The organism is Acidovorax sp. GW823-FHT05D11 (assembly GCF_058795695.1).
The window spans coordinates 1,108,936-1,126,630 of the sequence record NZ_CM179502.1 but is presented as its reverse complement, the minus strand read 5'-3'; the positions used below and the strand labels follow the sequence as shown (position 1 = coordinate 1,126,630).

At 64.0% G+C, this 17,695-nt stretch carries 14 protein-coding genes; 2 read left to right on the top strand and 12 right to left on the bottom strand.

Features of this window, described 5'->3' with window-relative positions; all coding sequences use genetic code 11:
• Positions 1-18: 18 nt before the first annotated feature.
• The 6 genes from AC3RCE_RS05135 to AC3RCE_RS05110 form a co-directional block, all read right to left on the bottom strand.
• Positions 19-1,500 (bottom strand): mannose-1-phosphate guanylyltransferase/mannose-6-phosphate isomerase, encoded by a 1,482-nt coding sequence (locus tag AC3RCE_RS05135; RefSeq protein WP_492254668.1) that lies wholly within the window; start codon positions 1,498-1,500, stop codon positions 19-21.
• Complete coding sequence (locus AC3RCE_RS05130) at positions 1,497-1,871, bottom strand: DUF2304 domain-containing protein (protein ID WP_218340377.1); 375 nt, start codon at positions 1,869-1,871, stop codon at positions 1,497-1,499. The genes AC3RCE_RS05135 and AC3RCE_RS05130 overlap by 4 nt, the downstream gene beginning before the upstream one ends.
• Positions 1,872-2,964: 1,093 nt before the next feature.
• Positions 2,965-4,611 (bottom strand): methyl-accepting chemotaxis protein, encoded by a 1,647-nt coding sequence (locus tag AC3RCE_RS05125; RefSeq protein WP_492254667.1) that lies wholly within the window; start codon positions 4,609-4,611, stop codon positions 2,965-2,967.
• A 304-nt stretch (positions 4,612-4,915) separates the two neighbouring features.
• The gene (locus AC3RCE_RS05120; protein ID WP_492254666.1) at positions 4,916-6,043 is read right to left on the bottom strand and encodes an AMP-binding protein; all 1,128 of its coding nucleotides are present in this window, start codon (positions 6,041-6,043) and stop codon (positions 4,916-4,918) included.
• Between the two features lie 35 nt (positions 6,044-6,078).
• Positions 6,079-6,519, bottom strand: coding sequence for a nuclear transport factor 2 family protein (locus tag AC3RCE_RS05115; RefSeq protein WP_492244401.1), 441 nt, complete (start codon positions 6,517-6,519; stop codon positions 6,079-6,081).
• 31 nt (positions 6,520-6,550) lie between these two features.
• Positions 6,551-8,620 carry an oxidoreductase gene (locus tag AC3RCE_RS05110; RefSeq protein WP_492254665.1) on the bottom strand — a complete coding sequence of 690 codons (2,070 nt, stop codon included), beginning with the start codon at positions 8,618-8,620 and terminating at the stop codon, positions 6,551-6,553.
• Positions 8,621-8,763: 143 nt separating this feature from the next.
• Here AC3RCE_RS05110 and AC3RCE_RS05105 point away from each other — a divergent pair, with 143 nt between their 5' ends.
• Positions 8,764-9,321 carry a PadR family transcriptional regulator gene (locus tag AC3RCE_RS05105; RefSeq protein WP_492254664.1) on the top strand — a complete coding sequence of 186 codons (558 nt, stop codon included), beginning with the start codon at positions 8,764-8,766 and terminating at the stop codon, positions 9,319-9,321.
• A gap of 474 nt (positions 9,322-9,795) precedes the next feature.
• On the opposite strand, the gene AC3RCE_RS05100 is transcribed toward AC3RCE_RS05105, so the two are convergent.
• The gene (locus AC3RCE_RS05100) at positions 9,796-10,218 is read right to left on the bottom strand and encodes a DUF1810 domain-containing protein (protein WP_218294399.1); all 423 of its coding nucleotides are present in this window, start codon (positions 10,216-10,218) and stop codon (positions 9,796-9,798) included.
• 149 nt (positions 10,219-10,367) lie between these two features.
• Here AC3RCE_RS05100 and AC3RCE_RS05095 point away from each other — a divergent pair, with 149 nt between their 5' ends.
• A complete protein-coding gene (locus AC3RCE_RS05095; protein ID WP_492254663.1) occupies positions 10,368-11,246 on the top strand; it encodes an alpha/beta fold hydrolase in 879 nt (292 codons plus the stop codon).
• 68 nt (positions 11,247-11,314) lie between these two features.
• On the opposite strand, the gene AC3RCE_RS05090 is transcribed toward AC3RCE_RS05095, so the two are convergent.
• The 5 genes from AC3RCE_RS05090 to AC3RCE_RS05070 form a co-directional block, all read right to left on the bottom strand.
• The gene (locus tag AC3RCE_RS05090) at positions 11,315-12,253 is read right to left on the bottom strand and encodes an NAD(P)H-dependent flavin oxidoreductase (protein WP_369641597.1); all 939 of its coding nucleotides are present in this window, start codon (positions 12,251-12,253) and stop codon (positions 11,315-11,317) included.
• The gene (locus AC3RCE_RS05085; protein ID WP_492254662.1) at positions 12,250-13,188 is read right to left on the bottom strand and encodes an NAD(P)H-dependent flavin oxidoreductase; all 939 of its coding nucleotides are present in this window, start codon (positions 13,186-13,188) and stop codon (positions 12,250-12,252) included. Before AC3RCE_RS05085 ends, AC3RCE_RS05090 begins: the two co-directional genes overlap by 4 nt.
• A gap of 75 nt (positions 13,189-13,263) precedes the next feature.
• Positions 13,264-14,370, bottom strand: coding sequence for a CaiB/BaiF CoA transferase family protein (locus tag AC3RCE_RS05080; protein WP_492254661.1), 1,107 nt, complete (start codon positions 14,368-14,370; stop codon positions 13,264-13,266).
• Positions 14,367-16,481: an acetate--CoA ligase family protein gene (locus AC3RCE_RS05075; RefSeq protein WP_218340387.1), complete on the bottom strand. Its 2,115-nt coding sequence runs from the start codon at positions 16,479-16,481 to the stop codon at positions 14,367-14,369. The genes AC3RCE_RS05080 and AC3RCE_RS05075 overlap by 4 nt, the downstream gene beginning before the upstream one ends.
• Positions 16,482-16,518: 37 nt before the next feature.
• The gene (locus AC3RCE_RS05070; protein WP_255591221.1) at positions 16,519-17,667 is read right to left on the bottom strand and encodes an acyl-CoA dehydrogenase family protein; all 1,149 of its coding nucleotides are present in this window, start codon (positions 17,665-17,667) and stop codon (positions 16,519-16,521) included.
• Positions 17,668-17,695 lie beyond the last annotated feature (28 nt).

The following is a 17,695-nucleotide window of genomic DNA, read 5'->3' as shown; positions in this document are numbered from 1 at the left end:
AGGCCGGGCATAGCAAGGTCAACCCTCTTTGGCACTGCTGCCTTGCGGTGCCGGCATCGCCCGGCCGTAAGTGTCCTCAAACCGCACTATGTCGTCCTCATCCAGGTAGCTGCCAGATTGCACTTCAATGATTTCAAGGGGCACTTTGCCAGGGTTTGTCAACCGGTGCACATGCCCCAGGGGGATGAAGGTGGACTCGTTTTCGCCCAGCAAAAAAACCTTGTCCCCGTTGGTGACCTGGGCGGTGCCCTTGACCACGATCCAATGTTCGGCGCGGTGATGATGCATCTGCAGGCTCAATTGGGCACCGGGTTTGACCACGATGCGTTTGACCTGAAAGCGTTCGCCGCCATCGATGCTGTCGTACCAGCCCCAGGGCCGGTGAACTTTGCGGTGGGTTGAAGCCAGGCTGCGCTTTTGGGCTTTGAGTTCAGCCACGATTTTTTTAACGTCTTGCGTACGGCTTTTTTCCACCACTAATATGGCGTCAGGAGTTTCCACCACCACCACGTTGTCCATCCCCACGGTGGCTACCAAGCAAGACTCGGAAAACAATAGGCTATTGCGAGTGTCGATGGCCAGCGTCTGGCCGGCATGCGCATTGCCGTCAGCGTCATGTGGCAAAACATCCCAGAGAGCGTCCCATGCCCCCAGATCAGACCATCCCGCATCCAGTGGTACCACGCGGGCGGCTATGCCCAGCGCATCGTTGCCGGGCAGGTGCTCCATCACGGCATAGTCGATGGAATTTGACGGACAAGCAGCAAAAGCTTCGTTGTCTGGGCGTACGAAGTCCATGTCGCGGACACTTCTTTCGATGGAAGCTTGGCAAGCCTGGAGCATTTGAGGCTGCAGGACTTCCATGGCGCGCAACCATTGGTCGGCGCGCACCATGAACAAACCGCTATTCCATAGATAGCTACCGCTGGCAACATAGTCCTGCGCCAGGGCCAAGTCGGGTTTTTCAGCAAAGCTCTGAATGGCAAATGCGTTACCGCCTTCGATGGCCTCACCTTTTTGTATGTAGCCATACCCGGTTTCTGGACGGCTGGCCACGATGCCAAAAGTCACCATGTCACCCCCCTGGGCGAGCTGCCAAGCGATTTCAACGGCTTGGTGGAGCCGCGCTACGTCGGACATGACATGGTCCGCGGGCATGGCCAGCAAGATGGCATGCGGATCTGCCACCAAGGCCGCGAGAGTCAATGCGGGTGCGGTGTTGCGGCCTACGGGTTCCAGCACCAGAGTGGCATCGTCGAAGCCAGCTTCCTGCAGTTGCTGCGCCGCCAGGAACCGATGCTCGCTATTGCACACCACTATGGGCGCAGCCCTGGGGATGTGGGGCCCTACACCGTCCAGGCGCCTGGCCGTGTCTTGCAGCATGGAAATTCCGTTTCCCCGAACGGAGAGAAATTGCTTGGGATAGGTTTCGCGCGACAGCGGCCACAGACGGGTGCCTGAGCCGCCACACAAGATGACTGGCAGCAGTGGATGGATCATGGATGGGGGATATCAGACGAAGAGGCCTTGTCGCGTGAGCGGCGTATTTCGGCCTCCAGAATAGCCAGCCGTTGATTGAGACGGCGCATATCGCGTTCGATACGGGTGTTGACCATATCAACATGCAAGGCCTTCAACAGAAGAACAATGCAAACAAAAAGTAACAATAGCGCCGGGGGGTAGCTGATGCGGAGAAGCAGTGCCAAGCCGTCGATCAAGCCGGGCCACATCCCCAAAAGTGCTGCGGCGCCGGCCACGACCACCCAGAAAAGGCCATGCATGAGGTACAGATGATCGCGGCGAACCAGATAGAGGATCAGCACAGCTAAGCCTATTCCCATCAATGCCGTGGTTGCTTGCAAGGATGCCATCAGGTGGTCTCCCCCTCTTAAGTTAATTAGGTTAGGAGCATCCCGTTGCGGGGGTCAAAACAGCCACAGTAGCTGTCGGGCGACCACATCGCAGGCTTCAGGCGCCCAGAAGATCAAACAAATGCACAGGGCCTTGCTTATGCGGGGCATTGTAGGTGCGGAACGCCATCGCGCCTTCGTCTCGAGCGTTACGTAAATCATTGATTTGTTTGAGCCCTTGGCAGCACACGACAGAAAGGTTTAGATACCTGTGCCACTCTGGATTGGTTCGCGAGGATTCCATGCCACTGGACTTTAGATTGTGTCCGGTTCCCTTCTGGTTTCCCGTAGACAATGTTTGGTTCGGGTTCAATCGCATTCGCTTGTTTCGCCTCCCAGACTGCCATCGCCCCATGTTGCGAGAGGACCAATTGAATCCCCTTTGTGCCTGGGCCATATTTGTACAGAGAAATTTCAGTCTACGAGGTGCCAGGGCGCTGCCCATGGCTGGAACGATCAACATCTAGGTTGCAGCGATCCCGACACAGGCGCAGCCCTGGGAAATATCGGCCAAGGCAGTTCAGTTCAGCGTTCGAGTTGAGCAGAGGTGTAGCCATCGCCATATCGGACGATCTGTGTCCTATAGTGGATGACCGTCCCGAACCGATCGCCATTTCAAGCAGCGCAGCTCTTGTACCAAGCGAAGAGCCCATCGCGCTCGGGGCAAAACTCAGTTTGTCGGACCTCAAATACCTTTGCGCCAGCGCGGTGCGCAGGCTCCAACGATCTCTCGATCATCGACGTGCTGATGCCACACGCATGGTTCTATGCGAGATTCGGCACCCAGCTTTTCCGCGTCCAGTAACTGACAGACTGATTGCATGGGGTAGAGGCAATGCTGAGCGTTGAGGTGAGCGGACGCTACGGACGGTCCGATTGAATGCCCATGTCATCCTTCAGCGCAGATACGTAGTAAGCGCCGTCACAGCGAGGGCCAACATGAAGCGCCCAGGTTTTAGTAGAAGGCCATTCCTCGCGACAGGGCGCGTGGCGGCTCCCGGGCTCTCAAGGCGCCTTTGCTGAACAGTCACAACGACCTCTCACCTTCTGCCGCTTAAGCTTGTTCGAGAAGCGCGCGCGGAACGGCGCGGGAAACGGCGCGTGCCCAAGGACGGTCCAGCGTAACTCCAGGCGCATCCTCCAGTTGGAAGGTGCTCACGGCTTCGGTGAGTTGCTGGGCCTGCAGCTCCAGGCTCTTGGCGGCGGCGGCGCTTTGCTCCACCAGAGCCGCGTTCTGCTGCGTGGCGTGGTCCATCTGGTTGACGGCCTGGCCGATCTGGGAAATGCCCGTGCTCTGCTCGGAGCTGGCGGAGCTGATCTCGCCCACGATGTCCGTCACCCGCTTGATCGCGCCCACAACCTCAACCATGGTCTGCCCGGCTTGATCCACCAGGCCCGTGCCCACGGACACCTTCTCCACGCTTTCGTTGATCAGCGCCTTGATCTCCTTGGCGGCGCTGGCGCTGCGCTGCGCGAGGTTGCGCACCTCGGTGGCCACCACCGCAAAGCCTCGGCCCTGCTCGCCGGCGCGGGCAGCCTCTACCGCGGCATTCAGCGCCAGGATATTGGTCTGGAAGGCAATGCCATCGATCACACCGATGATGTCCGAGATCTTGCGCGAGCTGTCGTTGATGTCCCGCATGGTGGTGACGACCTTGGAGACCACCTCGCCGCCTCGTGTGGCCACGGCGGATGCGCTGATGGCCAGCTGATCGGCCATCTTGGCGTTCTCGGCGTTGTTGCGGATCGTGGAGGTGAACTCTTCCATGGTGGCGGCGGTCTGCTGCAAAGCGCTGGCCTGCTCTTCGGTGCGCTGGCTCAGGTCTGCGTTGCCCATGGCGATCTCGCTCGTGCCGGTGGAGATGGAGTCGGTGGCGCCCCGTACCTTGCTCACGATGCTGGCCAGGTTCTGCTGCATGGCACTCAGCGATGCCAGCACGCTGCCGCCGGGGGCAGCGCTCGCCCCCGCAATGCTGGACAGGTTGCCGCCCGCCACCTTGCTGGCGGCACTGCTCAGTGCATCGGGCTCGGCACCCAGGGCCCTCAGCACTCCGCGGGTGATGGTCACCCCGCATGCCACCGCCATCACGGTGGCCAGCAATGCGAGGCCGATCAAGAGCCGGCGCTGGAATTCGAAATCGGCCTCGGAGGAATCCACCAGCTGTTTGGAGCGCTCATCGGTTGTCTTTTGGTACTCGTCGGTCTTGGCAATCAGGGCGGCGAGAAGCGGCCGGCACTCGTCATTGATTTTCGCAATGGCTTCGTCCTTTTTGTCGGCCATCGCCAAATCGACGATGGACAGGGCCACCGGCCCATATGACTGCTCGATCTTTTCGAGTTCGGCCACCAGCGTCCTGACGTTGGCTGGAATGCCTGGGCCTTCTACCGCCTGTTTGAGCAGGGCCAGGCGTTTTTGGACGTCTTCGTGGGCTTTGACGACAGCCGCCTTTTCCGCGTCGCGTTCTGCAGGCTTGGTCGCCAGCACCATGTTCCGGGCGGCCACGGCGCGCGCGTCGACGGCGCTCCGTATTCCTTGGGCCACATGTGCCCGTGCGTCGATACCGGTCACGAAGTCATGAAATTGCGTCTTGGCGCTGCTCATGTCCTTGATGGCGAACGCGGACAGGACCACGATAAGCACCACCATCAAGCCAAACGACAGTGCCAACCTCGCCCGCATCGTCATGTTCTGAAAACCCATCGCAGTCCCCCAATGTTCATCTGCGTTATGGTCAGTAGATTTGTAATATTTTGTCAATAGACAACAGCTATTGTGATGAGGGATATGGATTCAGTGTTCATTGCTGCGCTGCCGCGTGACCCATGTGCGGAGAAATAGATCACACCGGGACACGGCATTCCCCCCGGGGATCACCGCTTCGGCCCGCCCCACTGCTCGCAAGGGCTTGATCGTTCTTGGCACCACCAACATCATTCCATCGACTGTTCGGCAGCTGCAAGGCCTGGCCTCACCGCTGCAGACCAGGCCGTTGCTCAGACCCCTTTCAGGCCTCTTCGCGCAGCGACGCCCTGAGGATCTTTCCCACCGACGACTTGGGCAGTTGCTCGCGGAAAACGATCTGGCGTGGCACCTTGTAGGCCGTGAGCTGGGTGCGGCAGTGGCGCTCCACGTCCTCTGCGTTGAGCGCCGGGTTGCGCGCGACCACGAAGGCGCGCCCGGCCTCGCCGGTGCCGGCATCCGGCACACCGATGACGGCGGCCTCGGCGATGTCGGTGTGGGCCGCGAGCACGTCTTCCACCTCGTTCGGGTAAACGTTGAAGCCGGACACCAGAATCATGTCCTTCTTGCGGTCCACGATGCGGATGAAACCGCCCTCCTCCAGCTGCGCAATGTCGCCCGTGTGCAGCCAGCCGTCCCGGATCGCGCTGGCACTATCTTCCTGCGCATGCAGGTAGCCGGCCACCACCTGCGGCCCTTGCACCAGCAACTCGCCGCGCTCGCCCTGGGGCAGATCGCGCCCCTGGTCATCGACGATGCGCACGCGGCAGCCCGGCATGGGCACGCCCACGGTGCCCAGGCGCGGCGTAGCCGAGGGCGGGTTGCACGAGACGATGCACGATGTCTCGGTCATGCCGTAGCCCTCCAGGATGGGGCAGACCACCGCCTGCCAGGCCTGCGCGGTCGACGTGCGCAGGGCCGTGCCACCCGAGAAGGTGTAGCGCAGCTTCGGTGGCCTGGCCTGGAACCAGGGCTCGGCCAGCAGGCCGGCGAACAGCGTGTCCACCCCGGCAGTCCACTGCACGTCGAACTGCTCGAAGGTCTTTTGCAGGTTGGACATGGGGCGCGGGTTGGGCACCAGCAGGTTGCGTGCACCGACCTCGAAGAACACCAGGAAGTTCACCATAAAGGCGAACACGTGGTACATGGGCAGCACGGTGAGCATGGTCTCGCCCTGCTTCGGCCCATCGTAGGCGTCGAGAAAATCGCGCGTGATGCGCAAGGTGGCCAGGATGTTGCTGTGCGTGATCACTGCGCCCTTGCTGCGCCCGGTGGTGCCGCCCGTGTACTGGTACACCGCCACGGGGTGGCTGCGGTGTTCGACGGGCTCCAGCGCCTGCCCGCGCACCAGCGCGTCGGCCATGCGCGGCAGCGGCGCCGCGGTGGCGGTCATGGGCTTGTCTCCTGTCTCTTCTTTTTATGAACGCATCAGGCCTTGGCTTTGAACGCTGGGAGCTTGTCACCCAGCCGCGCGCCCATTTCGGCACCCAGCGCCTGCAGGCCGCTCAGGGGGCGCACCATGACTTCGAACTCAGTGATCTGCCCCTCTTCATTGAAGCGCACCAGATCGATGCCCTTGAGCTGCTTGTCGCCCACGCGCGCGCTGAACTCCAGCACGATGTTCAGGCCCTCGTCGGTGGCCAGCTGGCGGTGGTAGGTGAAGTCTTCGAACACCTGGATCACGGTGGACAGGGCCAGCATCAGCGCCGGGGCCGAGGTGTAGGCCGTGTTCGCCATGGGCGAGCGGAACACCGCGTCCGGGTGCACGATGCTCAGCAGGTTCGACAGGTCGCGGCTGGCCACCATGTGGTGCCAGGTGTCGAGCGAGCGGGCGACGGCGGGGTGGATGTTCTTCAAGGCTTCAGTCATGGGATGTCTCCTGGGGTGGTTTTCAAAGAAATCAGATCGAGGCTGCAAGCGTCGTGCCCTGCAGGATGGCGCGCTTGGCGTCGAGCTCGGCGGCCACATCGGCACCGCCGATGAGGTGCGCGCTCTGGCCCGCGGCCAGCAGCACGTCGTACAGTTCGCGCAGCGGCTCCTGGCCGGCACAGACCACGATGTGGTCGACATCGAGCACGCGCGGCTGGCCGTCGATGGTGATGTGCAGACCGGCGTCGTCCACGCGCTCGTAGGCCACGCCCGAGCTCATGCCCACGTTGCGCGCCTTGAGCGAGGTGCGGTGGATCCAGCCCGTGGTCTTGCCCAACTGGTCGCCCACCTTGCTGGCCTTGCGCTGCAGCAGATGCACGTGGCGCGCGGGCGCCTCCACCTGCGCGGCGCGCAGGCCGCCAGCCTGGGCATAGGCGGTGTCGATGCCCCATTCGTCGTTGAACTTGGCGGGCGCCAGGGCCCCGCTCTCGCCTTCGTGCGTGAGGTACTCGCCCACGTCGAAGCCGATGCCGCCCGCGCCGATCACCGCCACGCGCTGGCCCACGGGCTGCTTGTCGCGCAACACGTCCAGGTAGCTCAGCACCTTGGGGTGGGTGATGCCGTCGATGTCGGGCGTGCGCGGCCGGATGCCCGTGGCCACAACCACCTCGTCATAGCCCTGGCCAACCAGCTCCTGCGCGGCCACGCGGGTGGAAAGGCGCACCTCCACGCCATGCAGCTCCAGCTGGCGGCGGTAGTAGCGCAGGGTCTCGTAGAACTCCTCCTTGCCCGGCACCTGCTTGGCGATGTTGAGCTGGCCGCCGATCTCGCTGCCCGCATCGAACAGCACCACCGCATGGCCCCGCTGCGCGGCCGTGACGGCAAAGCTCAGGCCGGCAGGGCCGGCGCCGACCACAGCGATGCGCTTCTTGGCGGCGGTGGGCGCGATGACCAGCTCCGTCTCGTGGCAGGCACGGGGGTTGACCAGGCAACTGGTGATCTTGCCGCCGAAAGTGTGGTCCAGGCAGGCCTGGTTGCAGGCGATGCAGGTGTTGATCTCGTCGGCCCGGCCCTGGCGTGCCTTGCGCACGAAATCGGCGTCGGCCAGCAGCGGCCGCGCCATGGAGACCATGTCGGCGCAGCCCTCGGCCAGCAGGCGCTCGGCCACCTCGGGCGTGTTGATGCGGTTGGAGGTGATGAGCGGTATGCCCACCCGCCCCATCACCTGCTTCGTCACCCACGCATAGGCCGCGCGCGGCACCTTGGTGGCGATGGTTGGGATGCGCGCCTCGTGCCAGCCGATGCCGGTGTTGAGGATGGTGGCGCCCGCCGCCTCGATGGCCTGGGCGAGCTGTATCACCTCGGCCAGCGTGGAGCCGCCCTCCACCAGGTCGAGCATGGACAGGCGGTAGATGATGATGAAATTCGGCCCCACCCGCTCGCGCGTGCGCCGCACGATCTCCACCGGAAAGCGCATGCGATTGGCATAGCTGCCGCCCCATTCGTCATCGCGGTGGTTGCTGCGCGCTGCGATGAACTCGTTGATCAGGTAGCCCTCGGAGCCCATGACCTCCACCCCGTCGTAGCCCGCGTGCTGGGCCAGAGCGGCGCAGCGCGCGAAGTCTTCGATGGTCTGCTCCACCTCTTCCGCCGTGAGCGCGTGCGGCACGTGGGGGTTGATGGGTGCGCGCAGCGCGCTCGGGGCCACCAGGTCGCGGTGGTAGGCATAGCGGCCGAAGTGCAGGATCTGCATGGCGATCTTGCCGCCCTCGGCGTGCACGGCCTGCGTCACCTTGCGGTGCTGCCCGGCCTCGTGTTCGTTGACCAGCATGGCCCCGCCCTGCATGGGCCGGCCGCGCTCGTTGGGCGCAATGCCGCCGGTCACGATAAGCCCCACCTCGCCACGCGCCCGCTCGGCATAGAAGGCCGCCATGCGCTCGAAGCCGTTGGCCACCTCCTCCAGCCCCACGTGCATGGAGCCCATGAGCACGCGGTTCCTGAGCGTGGTGAAGCCCAGGTCCAGCGGGGCATGCAGGTGGGGATAGGGACTGCCGCTACCAGCAGCCTGTGGAGCCGGGGCAGGTTTCGGGACGGCGTTCATCGGGGGTCTCCTTGTTTATGCAACCAGTTGCACAAATATAGCCAGCATCACGCATTTATGCAACTGGTTGCGTAAACAATGGAGAGCAGTCCCGATTCAGGCAAGATGGCGAACTACGCAGCTTTCTCCGGCGCCCTCTTCCGATGTCCCTGCCCCACGCCCTTCTCACCGCCCTGGTCGAGCACCCCTGCTCGGGCTCGGAACTCGCCGAGCGCTTCGACAAGTCCATCGGCTACTTCTGGCACGCCACGCACCAGCAGATCTACCGCGAGCTGGCGCGGCTCGAAGAAGCACGGTGGATCGAGGCCCTGCCGGCCGAGACGGGCCGCGGCCGCAAGCGCCAGTTCCGCCTGCTGCCCGCGGGTCGCAAGGAACTGCGCCGCTGGATCGCCGAGCAACAGGACCCCACGCCCCTGCGCGACGAACTCATGGTGCGCCTGCGCGCCGAGGCCGCCGTCGGCCCCACCGGTCTGGAAAAGGAAATCGCCCGCCTGCAGGCCATGCACGAGGACAAGCTGGCCGTCTACCAGCGCATCGAACAGCGCGACTTCATGGGCAAGGAAGCGAGCCGAGAGCGCCGCCTGCAGCACCTGGTGCTCAAGGCCGGCATCCTGCAGGAAGAGCTGTCGCTGGCGATCGCGAGAGAGGCGCTGGAGATACTCTGCACACCGCGCCCGCCTCCGACGCCCTCTGCCCGGTGACCACATGTCACTCGCAGCGCCATGACCAGCCTCCGGCGTACCCCAGTGCCAGCGCCAGCTAGTCACACCAAGCAGCACCACGCCATCGGAGCATTCAAGATGCCGAGTCCTCATGTCTCCGCCCAAAACCTATTTCAGCGCGCAGTGGACGGCCTAAATGATCTTCATGGCGCTGGCGGGGAGGGATCGGCACCATGGAAGGCCCCATTCTCGGCGCGCTGCTTTCCTTGCGGTAGAGACGACGTGGGGCGGACAGGGCGTGCTGTATCTCATCGGCCCTGGTGCCATTGCCATGCTGTTCGCGATGTTTTTGCCCAGGGGCGCTTGAGGGGCAGTGCAGCAGCGCTGGAACGTGCGACCGCTGTCCGCGGGCTATCGGATGCGTACGCGCGCCACACATGTTCCAGAAAAAGAGGAGCAATATTCAAAATCAATAGCAAACAACGCTTATGGGACAAGCGGTAGATGCCATTTTCAATCGAAAAATTCGATGGTACGCGGGTCTTTGCACCCGTCGAAATACTTTTGCAGCATGGCGTGAAACACGCTGCCCGGCGCAGAAACTTCGCCAAACAGCGTCATGCTGGAGCGCAGCTTGAGGTCGTCCGGCGTGCCAAACACATCCAGCGCCGAGCACGTCCCCAGGCCCAGCAGGATCTGGCAGCACTCGCGCAGCCGGCCGGCAAGCACTGGATGCGCCAGGTAAGCCTGCGCCTCGGCCAGCGACTGGATGGCATAGCGCTGGGCCACGTCGCTATGCCCCAGTCCCTTGATCTGCGGGAACACAAACCACATCCAGTGCGTGCGCTTCTTGCCCGCCCGCAGCTCGGCGATCACGCGGGGCCAGACGGGATCCTGGGCTTGCAGGAAACGGTCGAGGACAGGGGGAAGGGGCATGTTCGGGTAGTGGATGCTGGGCTGGCTGAAGTGAATGGTGACCATGAATTCACCGGAAGACAACAGTTGGATGGTGACGGAAAGGCAGGGCTGGCTGCAGGTGATGTGCCCGAAACACCTGGATCAGATCACCATGCCAGAATGACCCGATGAGCACATCGACATCCTCCTCCTTTCTGTCTAGCGCAGACGGCATCCCGGTCATCACCTACACCTGGGCCGAGACCCCCGGCAAACCCGTGGGCGCCGTGCAGATATCTCACGGACTAGCCGAGCACGGCGAGCGCTACGACCGCTTTGCGAAGGCCTTGAACGCTGCCGGCTTCATCGTCCATGCCGTGGATCATCGCGGGCACGGGCGCACCGCTGGTGGCAGGTTGGGGGACTTTGGCGCCGCAGCTTTCAGCGGGCTCATTGCCGATGTGGCCCAGTACGGCGCACTGCTGCGCACGCAGCACGCCGGCCTGCCGCTGTTTCTGTTTGGGCATTCGATGGGTTCGTTTGCGGCGCAGGCGGCGATCCTGGATCACGCATCGACCTGGTCAGGTGTGTTGCTCTCAGGTTCAACCGCGCTGGATGCGCTCGCCGCAGCGATGGCCAATGCTCCCGCAGACGCGCCTGCCGGATTGGAGGCATTCAACGCAGGTTTTGAGCACCGTACGGGATACGAATGGCTTTCGCGGGACGGTGCGGAGGTCGATGCCTATGTAGCGGATCCGTGGTGTGGGTGGGATGTGCCGGACGATGTGATCCCGTCGCTGTTCGCTCCGGCTTCCCGGCTGGCGGATCCAGCGCTGCTAGCAGGTATCCGCAGTGACCTGTCAATCTTCATTGCCTCTGGCGACGCAGATCCGCTCGCGGGGGGCGGTGCGCTGATTCAGCTGCTGGGTCAGCGCTACCGCGATGCAGGCATCACCGACGTGACAGTCAAGCTGTACACGGCTGCCCGCCACGAAATCCTCAATGAGACGAATCGTGATGAGGTGACTGCCGACATCGTGGCCTGGCTGCGTGCCCATGTGGGGTAGCCTGATGCGGTGTCGCCGCATTGCACGAATGGAGGCCTGACCTCGGAGGGCCTCGAGCCTGAGTCCTGCTATTTGAACGACCGATACTCCACATTCATGGACTGAACCAGTTCGGCGGCAGTCGGCAGGGACGTCACACCCGACACCGAATGCCCCGCACTCCACAGATCCGACCACCGTTGGATGACGGGTCCTTCAGATCCGCCTCCGAATTTCTTGCGGGCCTCCTGCACGGATACCGTCTCGTCCAGCCCATCGGGGTCGAGTCCGACACGGACGATGGACGATTTCAAGAAGTTCGCGGGCAACCCCGTAAAGGCACGCGTCGCAAGCACATCGTCCATGGAGCTTTCCAGAAGCATCTGCTTGTAGTCTCCCCCAGCCAGGCTTTCCTTGGTGGCGATGAATCGCGTTCCCACGCACCCCAGGTCGCAACCCAGGACCGTCGCTGCGCGCAACGCCACACCGTCGGACAGGCCACCTGACAGCACGATGGGGCCATCGAACAGCTGGCGCACGGCGCGCACGAAAGCGAACGGGTTGGCCCAGCCGGTGTGCCCACCCGCGCCGGACGAGAGCAGCACCAGGCCATCGACGCCCGCCTCCAGAGCACGCTCTGCATGGTGCAGCGAGGCCACATCGGCAAACACGAGGCAGCCGCCGTCGTGCAAGATGGGAATCACCGACGCGGGCGACCCGACGCTGGTGATCACCAGCTCTGCGCCGTGGCGCACGATCAAGTCCGCTTCGGCCTTGAGGCGTGCGGGGTCGCGGCGCATGATGAGATTGGGGCAATAGGGCGCCCGGCTGGGCTGTTCTTCGGCCTCGCGCTGAAGCCGCTGAAGCCAGGTCTCGAACTCGTCCAGAGACGTGCAGTTGGCCGTGGGAAATGCGCCGATGACGCCAGCGGCGCAGGCAGCGGAGACCAGTTCGATTCCCGAGACACGCAGCATGGGGGCCGCAATGACGGGCACCACCAGCCGCTCCATGAAAGGCAGTCGGTTCATTCTTGCTCCATTGAATCCAGTGAATGCACTGTGCGCAGGGCCGTGATGGCCTGCACTGCTTCGTCCACCAGGCCGTTTACGATGGCCTGCAGCGGCTCGATACGCTTGGCGAATGCGATGGCTGGCCCCAGGGAGGCCATGCCATGACGCCAGTCGCCCTCGGCGTAGCAGCGGTCGCGCGCGACCGTTCCGCTGATGAGGTCGCCGAACGCGGCGTGTTCGGTGGCGGCTGCCCGTTCGATGGCCTGAACCTGGCGCGCAGTGTCGTTGAGCAGCACGCGCCAGGTGGTGCCCAGCGATTGCAGCAGCCGCACCGTGGAGTGCTCGTCGCAGGTCAGCAGATGCTCTTTGTAGCGAGGGTGCGCCTGGATTTCCTCGCACACCAGGAAGCGGCTGCCGACGAGTACGCCGTCAAGCCCCTGGGCCAGCACCGCAGCCAATTGCCTGCCGCGGCCGATGCCGCCGCCCAGCACCACCGGCACGCTGAACTGGCCGTATGCCAGCGCCCCCATGAGCATCGTGGGCAGCTCATTCATGCCCGGATGCCCGCCTTCCTCCATGCCGACCAGGGCAATGGCATCGGCGCCAGCGCGCTCCGCCGAAAGAGCGTGGCGGATGTTCGAGGCTTTGTGAACGACGATGGCATCTGCCTTGTGAAGAGCGGTGATGAGGTCCGCCGGTGCATGTCCGGCTGTCTCGAAGATCCTCACGCCGTGCGTCAGGGCTGCATCCATCCAGCGCGGAATCATGGTGTTGGCTTCGGGCCGGTGCGAGAGCGTGAGGTTGACGCCAAACTGTTTGCCATGGGTCAGTTCCGAGCACAGCGCAAGGGCTTCGCGGAAATCCGCTTCGCTGGCGTACGACCGGGGCGTGATGAAGCCCATGCAGCCCGCATTCACCAGCGCGGCAACGTACCGTGCGTCGGACAGCCACATGAGGCCGCCGCCCAGGATGGGATGGTCGATCCCCAGCAGCCGGGTGATCCTCGTGTGCAAGACGCTGCCCATGGCCTACCAGCCTGAACTGCCGAGCTGCGGTGCGCCTGCAAGGTCTGCACCGCCCATTCCCTCGAGTGGAACGGGGAACCTGACCAAGGGCAAGTCTTCGCCGGGAGCGAATTTGCCGCGTGAGGCAAAGTGCGGCTGGGCGGCCAACTCTGCGGGCGGCACCACTGGCGCGGCGGGCACATCGTGCCGGCACAGCAGTTCAAAGGCCTCGTGCGAATCCAGGTGCTGCGTGGCCTGCTCGATGCGCAGGTTGATCGCATCCGCCACAGATTTTCTCGCCTTGTGGGTGGCGTACTTCGCGCCGTCGAAGGGAGCCAGGTCCAGCACCGCACACAGGCGCTTCCAGAAATGATCCTCCAGCGCAGCAATCGACACGTAGCGGCCATCCTTGCACCGGAAGGCGCCGTAAGCCGCCTTCACCAGCGTTGCCTCGCGCTGCGCTTGCAGCGTGCCTGCGCCTGCGGAGCGGTAGGCGCCCAGCCGCGGGTTCATCCAGTGCAAGGCGCAATCGGCCAGCGCCACGTCCAGATGCTGCCCCCGGCCGGTGGCCTGGCGCTGAAACAGCGCGGCGAGTGTGGCGGACAGCGCGTACATGGTTCCGCACAGATCGGCCACGGGCAGGCCGAAGCTCTGCGCGGGTGCGCCGTCCGGCGTACCCGAGACGGCCAGCACCCCCGCGGCAGCCAGGTAGTTGATGTCATGCCCCGGCAGGTCGGCCCAGGGACCGGTCTGGCCGTAGCCGCTGAGAGACACATAGATGAGTTGCGGATGCGCCTGGCAGAGCGAAGCGGCATCCAAGCCCAGGCGCGCCATCACGCCAGGGCGGTAGGACTCGACCACGACATCGGCCGACGCGATCAGCTCGCGGACCTTGTCGCGCTGGGCTTCGTCCTTGAGGTCCACCAACAGGCTCTGCTTGCCCCGGTTCACGGCCTCGAAAGCGCCCTGGCCCAGGTGACGGGCGTTGTCGCCATGCGGCGGGCGCTCGATCTTGATGATGCGTGCGCCCATCTCCGCCAGGTTCTGCGTCAGAAACGGCCCCGGCAGCAGCTCGCTGAAATCCACCACCGTGATGCCCTGCAACGGCGGCCGGGCGGCGGTGGCCGTCATGCGGACGCTCCTTCGGCGGTTCTTTCGATGATCACGGCGTCCAGCGGCAAAACGCCTTCTCCGCGTGCGCCAATCCACACCGGGTTGAGGTCCATTTCCTCGATGCGGCCAGCGTTGTGCATCACGAAGTCCGAGATGCGCAGCAGCAGCGTCTGCAGCGCCTCCAGGTCCGCCGCTGGGCGGCCGCGCGCACCTTCCAGCAGGGGAAAGCACCGCATCTCACGCACCATCGCCGCGGCCTCGCTGGCGCTGAGCGGCAACATGCGGCGTGTCACATCGCGCAGGATCTCCACGTAAATGCCCCCCAGGCCGAAGGTCATCACGTGGCCGAACACCGGGTCGCGCGTAACGCCGACCATCAGCTCCAGCCCGCCGCGGGGCGCCATCTTCTCGATCAGCAGGCCGTCGATGTGCGCGTCGGGCCGGTGGTGCTTCGCGGCGTCCATGATGTCCGCCCAGGCCTGGCGCAGTTCGTCGGCATTTTGCAGCCCCACCTTGACGCCGCCGATGTCCGACTTGTGGACGATCTGCTCGCTGGCGATCTTGGCCACGACGGGGTAGCCCATGGCGTTGGCGGTCACCAACGCTTCTTCCATAGTGGACGCGAGCATGTTGGGCAGCAGGCCGATCCCCGCAGCCTGCAGCTGGCCTTTGGCCTGCGCTTCAGACAGGCTGAGGGTGGCGGCGGCTGGCGGCAGAACGACCACAGGCTGCATGGGCGGCTGGGTGCCACGCGAGCGCTTCCAGCGGCCATATTCAACCCAGCGCTGAATGGCCTTGATGGCTTTGCCCACCGAACGCGGCGGCGCGAAACCGCCTTCGACCAGCATGCGATACCCCTCCCCCATGCGGTCACTCATCCAGATGGGAATGATGGGTGTTGCGCAGCCTTTCTGCGCCGCGATGATGGTGCGCGCCAGCTGGATCGTGGTGTCGCCATAGTCCAGTGCAATCGGAACGATCACGCAGCCGAGGTTCGGGTCCACGGCCACCGCACTCAGCGATTTTTCGATCAGCGCCGCATCGCTCAGCACGGCGGCGGTGGTGTCCACCGGGTTGTCCAGGGCCGCGAAGTCGGGCAGCAGCGAGGCCAGCACCTCCCGCGTGTGCGGGGTGAACTGAGCGAGGGTCAGGCCTGCGGTGCCCACAGCATCCGCCGTCAACGCCGCCGTCCCGCCCGAAGAGGTGTAGATGGCCACCCCTTCGCTTGGGGGCGGCTCCGCGCGTGCGAACAGCCAGGCTGCATCGACAAGCTCGTCGATGTCATCGACCTCGATCACACCGCACTGCCTGAACACCGCGCTGTTCACCTCGGCCGACCCCGTGAGGGACGCTGTGTGCGATTGCGCCGCCTTTTGCCCGTACTCAGACTTGCCGACCTTGAGCGCAATGACTGGCTTGCCATTGGCGGCTGCGCGGTTCACGGCAGCCACGAACTTCGCGCCATCCTTGATGCCTTCCAGCAGGGTCACGATCACCTTGATGTCGGGTGCATCGGCCATGTAATGGATGAAGTCGGCCACCTGCAAGTCCACCTCGTTGCCGGTGGAGGCCCACAGGCCAATGCCAATGCCGCGGTCCATGGCCTGCATCACGTTGCGCCCCAGGCCGCCACCTTGCGTGGCCAGGCCAATGGGACCCTTGACGAGGTCGTGCGGGAAGGATGGCGAGAAAGTCAGTCCCAGGCGGTGGTTGACGTTGGTGAGGCCCGGGCAGTTCGGCCCGTACAGGCGCATGCCGCCCGCGTCGGCGATTTCCTTGAGGCGCACCTGAGCGCGTTCGCCTTCTTCGCCTGCCTCGCCAAAGCCCGATGTCAACACGATGGCAAAAAGGACGCCCCGGTTGGCACATTCCTCCGCCACGGCCAGCACGCCGGATGCGGGCACCACGATCACAGCAACGTCGGGCGTGGCTGGCAGTGACGCAACGCTGGGCCAGCAACGGTGCCCGCGAATCTCCGCCTTGGTCGGGTTGACGAGGTAGATGTCTCCGTCGAACTCGGAATGGTCCAGCAGATTGGTCAGCGTGCGCTCGCCGATGCTTTGCGGGCGGTCCGAGGCGCCCACGAGGGCAATCGAGCGAGGGCGGATCAGTCGTGAAAGGTCTGTCAATCTTGTCTCCTGGTCGTTATTGGGGTGGCGTGGAGGCTCAGGCAATCGCCGAGATGCCCAGGATTTCCCGACCTGCGATCAAGGTCTGCACTTCGGTGGTGCCTTCGGGAATCGTTCCGCCGCGCGTGTCGCGAAAGATGCGCTCAATGGGGTAGTCGGTGGCGTAACCCAGCCCGCCATGCACTTGCAGTGCCATGCTGGCCACTTCATGCGCAGCCTCGGTGGCGTAGAGCTTGGCAATGGAGCAGGCGGTGCGCGCATCGGCATTGGCATCCAGCGCGGCAGCGGCACGCAGGCTCAGTGCGCGTGCGGCTTCCACCCGGATCGTCATGTCCACGATGAGCTTTTGCACCAGCTGGAAGCTGCCGATGGGCTTGCCGAACTGTGTACGGGTGCGGGCATAGTCGATCGAGAGGTCGAGGGCCGCTTGCGCGGCGCCGACCGCACCCATGGCAATGTTGACACGGGCGCCGTCCAGGCCGATGAGCATCTTCTTGAGCGCCTTGCCTTCCTCGCCCAGCAGGTTCTCGCGGGGCACCTTGACATTGTCGAATGCCAGTTCCGCCGTGCCGGTGCTGCGCAGCACCATCGTGTCGACGTTGCGCACTTCATACGGAGACACCTCGCGCTCCACAAGGAAGGTGGAGAGCTGCCCCTGGCAGTCGGGGCTGAACGTACGCGCGACCACGATGCCGAAGTCGCCAAATGCCCCGTTCGTGATCCACAGTTTTCGGCCGTTGAGGACGTAGTGGTCCCCCTGCAGGTCTGCACGGGTCTGGACCTGGGCGATGTTGGAGCCCGTGCCTGGCTCGCTGATGGCATTGAACACGCGGCGGTCAGATGCCAGCAAGGGCTTCAGGAAGCGTTCGCGCTGCTCCTCGTTCGCCTCTGCGGCCAGCTTGTTGATGGCCGCATTGGTGATGTTCACCATCGTGCGCAACGACAGCCACGTGTAGCCCGCCTCTTCCATGAGCATCGCCCAGGTCATCTGGTCCATGTCCATGCCGCCCAGGGCCTCGGGCAGCCTGCCGCCGATGTATCCGAACTGCGACAGCTCCTTGAGAAGCTCGAAGGGAAAGGTCTTGTCCCTGTCGTGCTGGGCGACGCGGGGAGCGACTTCGCTTTTCATGAAGCGGCGCACGCTGTCGCGCAGCATTTCTTGTTCGGAATTCATCGTTGCATACATGGCTAGGTCTCCTGGGTTGAATGCATGG